Consider the following 4,671-nt stretch of genomic DNA (forward strand, 5'->3'; position numbering starts at 1 on the left):
CGGCCACCTTCTCCCCGCTGGGGAGAGGAGGCTGTCAGCGCCGGTGCCAATCTCTTCTCCCCACCGGGGAGAAGGTGGCCGCGTAGCGGCCGGATGAGGGGGCGTCGCGCTTCAACGCCCCGCGCTTACGCTCAGCGCCGGCTTGTTGTTGATCGTCTGGAACACCGCGCAGTAGCGCTCGGTGAGCTTCATCAGAGAATCGATGCGCTCTTGCGGCTCGTCGGTGTCGAGGTCGAATTTCAGCCTTATCTCGCGAAAGCCGACTGGCGCATCGCGAGCGACGCCGAGCGTGCCGCGAAAATCGAGGTCGCCCTCGGCATCGACGCTGGCGTTGCCGAGCTTGAATTCCAGCGCGGTGGCCACAGCCTTCAGCGTCACGCCCGCGCAGGCGACCAGCGCCTCCAGCAGCATGTCGCCAGAACATAGCTCCAGGCCCGAGCCGCCGGTGGCTGGATGAAGGCCGGCGACGGCAAGCGCCCTGCCCGTCTCCACCTTGCAGGCGATCGACTGATCGTCCAGCGTGCCGCGCGCTCTCAGCGTGATCAGTGCCTTGGCAGCGTCGTCGCGATAGGCTTCCTTCAGCGGCGCCTGCATGGCCTTGAGTGCGGTGGCGTCCATGGTGCTGTCCTTTTCGATAAGTCTCCGAGCTTGATCGCACTGTTATGCTGGCGGGACAGCGCCCTCCTCTGTCCTGCCGGCCATCTCCCCCACTTGGGCCCACTTGGGGAGATTGGCGGCTTCTCCGGCGGCGCCCTTTCGTCAACGTCGGAGATTGGCGAAGGCCGACGCGACATCTGATCTCCCCCCTCGTGGGGGAGATGGCCGGCAGGCCAGAGGGGGCGCGAAGGAACTCGACATTTGCTAATAGTTTCTTTGACTTCCCTCGCCCTAGCCATACTTTTGCGGATGCCATCCAAGCGGAGTCGTCATGCGATCCAAGCTCGTCCCCCTTATCCTTCTGGCGCTCGCCGCCTTTGCTCAGCCGGGCTTCGCCGCGGAAGCACCCGAGCGCCCCGCGCCCCAAGGCGGCGTGCTGTCGCTGCTGCCGCCGCCGAGCGTGACCGAGCATTCGATCACGCTTGGCGGGCGCAAGCTGGATTACCAGGCCAAGGCCGGCACGCTCTCGCTCCTGTCGGGCAAGGGCGAGGTCACGGCCGAGATCTTCTATGTCGCCTACACGCAGCAGTCGTCCGCCCCGGCGAAGGATCGGCCGGTCACCTTCGTCTTCAATGGCGGGCCAGGCGCGGCGTCTGCCTATCTGCATCTCGGCGCGATCGGGCCACGCATCGTCGAGACAGCCGCCGACGGCGAGTTCCGCCGGCCGCCGCAAAAGCTCATCGACAATCCCGACAGCTGGCTCGACATGAGCGATCTCGTCTTCGTTGATCCGGTCGGCACCGGCTACAGCCGTGAGGCGCCGGGGCATGAGGGCAAGGAATTCTGGAGCGTCGATGCCGACGCCAGCTCGGTCGGCGCCTTTATCCGGCTCTATCTGGCGCAGAACGGCCGGACCGGATCGCCGCTGTTCCTCGCCGGCGAAAGCTATGGCGGCTTTCGCGCCGCACTTCTTGCCCGCACGCTGCAGGAGGATGTGGGCCTCAGCCCCAGCGGCATCGTGCTGATCTCGCCGGCGCTGGAGTTCATGCTGGTGCGGCCCGACCAGTTCGACCAGTTGCATTGGGCGCTGGAGCTGCCTTCGCTGGCGGCGACCCGCCTGAAGGGTGACGGCGTGAGCGGCGATGCGCTGCGCGACAGGCTGGCCGAGGTCGAGCATTATGCGCTCGGCGATTACCTGACGGCGCTGAACAGCGGGCTGGAGCAGGGCGGCAAGCTCGCCAGTGGGCGCGTTTCGGAACTCACCGGCCTGCCGCTCGAGCTCGTGCAGCGCAATTTCGCCCGTATCCCCACCGGGCTTTTCGCCAAGGAATTCCAGCGTGCTACGGGCAAGGTGCTCAGCCCCTATGACGCCACCATCGGCACGGCCGACATCGCGCCGCAAAGCCCGCGCGACGCCGGCCCCGACCCGGTGCTCGACCGCAGCGTTCCGGTCCTGACATCCGCCTTCGTCGCCTATGTCCGCGACGAGCTGAACTACCGCACCGATATCAGCTACCGGCTGCTCAATGGCGAGGTCACCCGCAACTGGGACTACGGCACTTCGGGCCAGGGCTATGCCGGCGTGATGAACGATTTGCAGCGGGCGCGTTCGCTCAACCCGGCCCTCGGCGTCGTCATCGTCAACGGCTATACCGACCTGGTCACGCCCTATCTCGCCTCACGTTACCTGGTGAACCAGCTTCCTTCGCTGTCAGACGCCAAGCCGATCCGACTCGACGTCGTCGAGGGCGGGCACATGATGTATCTGCGGCCGGACGGTCGGCGCGCCCTGAAGGACGCGGCATCGGAGCTCTATCAGGCGACGCAGTAATCCCGACCGGCCTCCGGCAATTACCTGCGCCAACGCTAGCACCGCGCTGGAGCAGCGGCATGCGTGCTTTCGCCCGTATAGATGGAGCAACGGTCCCGACTGGGGCGGAACCGCCCCACGCAAACACATTTAAACCGCATGGCCGAAGTCATCGTCCTCGAAAGCCGCGAAAGGGTGCTGGCCGGCATCCTGTTCACGGCTGCCCCCTATTTCCTGTTTTCGGCGCAGGACGCCTCGATCAAGCTGTTGGTCGCTGGCATGACGGTCTGGCAGATCATGTTCGTGCGTTCCATCACCGTGCTCCTCGCCTGCGGCGCGATCGGCGGCAAGCGGCTGTTTGCCGACACGATCGATTCACCGATCGTCAGGCCGATGCTGGTGCGCAGCGCCTTCACGCTGGCCGCCTGGCTTTGCTACTACAACGCCGCGCGCTCGCTGCAGCTTGCCGAGCTCACCACCATCTATTACGCAGCACCCATCATCGTCACCGTGCTGTCGGTGCTGATCCTGGGCGAGACGGTGCCGCTCCTGCGCTGGATCGCGGTCTTCGTCGGTTTCGTCGGCGTCTTCATCGCCTGCGATCCGACGCGGCTCGGCCTCTCCGTGCCGGTGCTGCTGGTGCTGGCGGCGGCAGTCCTTTGGGGGATCGCCGTTGTGCTCTTACGCAAGACGGCGCTGCAGGAGCGCACGACGATCCAGCTCGTGCTCAACAATTTCTATTTCCTGCTCTTTTCGGCCGTGCCGGCGCTGCTGTGGTGGCGCATGCCTGACGGAACGCAGCTGCTTTTGCTCCTCAGCGTCGGCGCGCTCGGCGGGGTGGCGCAATATGCGCTGTTCGAAGGCATGAAGCGCGCCGCGGTGTCGATCGTGGCGCCGTTCGAATACACCTCGCTGGTCTGGGCCTTCGCGCTGGGCTACGCCATCTGGGGCGACGTGCCGCGCACGGCGGTGTTCATGGGCGCGGCGCTGATCATCGGCGCCGGCCTGCTCATCGTCGGCAACGAGCATTTCCGCAAGCGGGAGCAGGCCTGATGACAGCGGCTGTCAGGAGCAACCGGGTTGGCTGGCGCCATGACGGACACGCTTGAGATGCCTGAAAAGCTCACGCATGCCGCCGCCGACGCAGCGGCCGAGCGCACGCTTGGCATCATCCTGATCTCGGCATCGGCCATCGCCTTCGCGCTTACCGGCGTGCTGACCAAATCGATCCACGCCGATCCGCTGACCATCACCTGCTGGCGCGGTTTTTTCGGCTCGATCCTGATCAGCCTCTATGTGTTCTGGCGCCGGCGCCGCTCAAGCGGGCGCGAGAGCCTGAGACTGGGCTGGCGGGGCTGGCTCTTGGCGGTCGAGGGTGCCGCCGTCAGCATCGCTTTCATCTCGGCGTTCAAATACACCTATGTCGCCAATGTCGCGGTCATCTACGCGACCTCGCCCTTCATCGCCGCGCTCCTTGCCTTCCTTCTGGTACGGGAAAAATGCCGGCTGCAGACAATGGTCGCGGCCGCCGTATCCTTTTGCGGCGTCGCCATCATGGTGGGCGGCGGCCTCGGCAGCGGCCATCTGTTCGGCGACGGGCTGGCGCTTTTGATGACCGCCGGCAGCGCGCTCTACATGATCATGGTGCGCGCCTTCCGTGACTCGCCTGTCGTGTGGGCGGGCGCGGTCTCGGCCTTCCTGCTCTTCGTGCTCGGCTGGTTCGTCACCGATCCGCTGGCCGTCTCTACGCGCGACGTGGTGCTGCTTGCCACCTTCGGATGCTCCTTCGCGCTGGCCTCGATTCTGTGGACGGAAGGCTCGCGGCTTATCCCTGCCGCCGAATCCGGCCTGCTGGGCTCTGCCGAGGTGCCGTTCGCCATCCTGTTTGCCCTGATCTTCCTCGGCGAAGCTCCGCCCATGGCCAGCGTCATCGGCGGCGCCATCGTGCTTTGCGCGGTCTTTGCCCATGCGGGCCGCGACTGGCTGAAGGCCAAATCGGCGCGCTCGTAAAAATATTTTTGCCAATCACGGAACCATCATCCGGCTCAGGCATTGTTAGGTCGACGGGTCACCCCCCCAAGTCCCCCCAAACCCCTCGACCCGTCCGACTAGAAGCCGACCCGCAAAAAGGTCGGCTTTTTCTTTGGGACTTCCTGGCCCATCACCACGGCAGGGCGAGGCCATCGCCCAGCAGCTCCGCCAGATCCCGCGCCGGGCGCGGAGCTTCGCGACCGAGCCGGATGGCGAAGTCGGCCATCGGCAAT

General features: G+C 65.7%; 4 protein-coding genes. 3 read left to right on the forward strand and 1 reads right to left on the reverse strand.

Annotated elements, in window-relative coordinates; all coding sequences use genetic code 11:
- Positions 1-111: 111 nt before the first annotated feature.
- Positions 112-618, reverse strand: coding sequence for an OsmC family protein (locus EOA27_RS23105; protein ID WP_126078263.1), 507 nt, complete (start codon positions 616-618; stop codon positions 112-114).
- A gap of 310 nt (positions 619-928) precedes the next feature.
- Between EOA27_RS23105 and EOA27_RS23110 the strand changes: the two genes are divergently transcribed.
- From EOA27_RS23110 to EOA27_RS23120, 3 genes are all read left to right on the forward strand, one after another.
- Positions 929-2,428, forward strand: coding sequence for a peptidase S10 (locus EOA27_RS23110; protein ID WP_126078264.1), 1,500 nt, complete (start codon positions 929-931; stop codon positions 2,426-2,428).
- Between the two features lie 138 nt (positions 2,429-2,566).
- Positions 2,567-3,460, forward strand: a complete 894-nt coding sequence (locus tag EOA27_RS23115) for a DMT family transporter (protein WP_127257288.1) — start codon at positions 2,567-2,569, stop codon at positions 3,458-3,460.
- 39 nt (positions 3,461-3,499) lie between these two features.
- Complete coding sequence (locus tag EOA27_RS23120; RefSeq protein WP_245467155.1) at positions 3,500-4,417, forward strand: DMT family transporter; 918 nt, start codon at positions 3,500-3,502, stop codon at positions 4,415-4,417.
- Positions 4,418-4,671 lie beyond the last annotated feature (254 nt).

It is taken from the genome of Mesorhizobium sp. M2A.F.Ca.ET.037.01.1.1, assembly GCF_003998075.1.
In the GTDB taxonomy this organism is placed as follows: domain Bacteria; phylum Pseudomonadota; class Alphaproteobacteria; order Rhizobiales; family Rhizobiaceae; genus Mesorhizobium.

Bases quoted from the DNA above. Each gene is read 5' to 3' on its own strand.
- EOA27_RS23105 (WP_126078263.1), bottom strand. From the start codon at position 618: ATGGACGCCACCGCACTCAAGGCCATGCAGGCGCCGCTGAAGGAAGCC.
- EOA27_RS23110 (WP_126078264.1), top strand. From the start codon at position 929: ATGCGATCCAAGCTCGTCCCCCTTATCCTTCTGGCGCTCGCCGCCTTT.
- EOA27_RS23115 (WP_127257288.1), top strand. From the start codon at position 2,567: ATGGCCGAAGTCATCGTCCTCGAAAGCCGCGAAAGGGTGCTGGCCGGC.
- EOA27_RS23120 (WP_245467155.1), top strand. From the start codon at position 3,500: ATGACGGACACGCTTGAGATGCCTGAAAAGCTCACGCATGCCGCCGCC.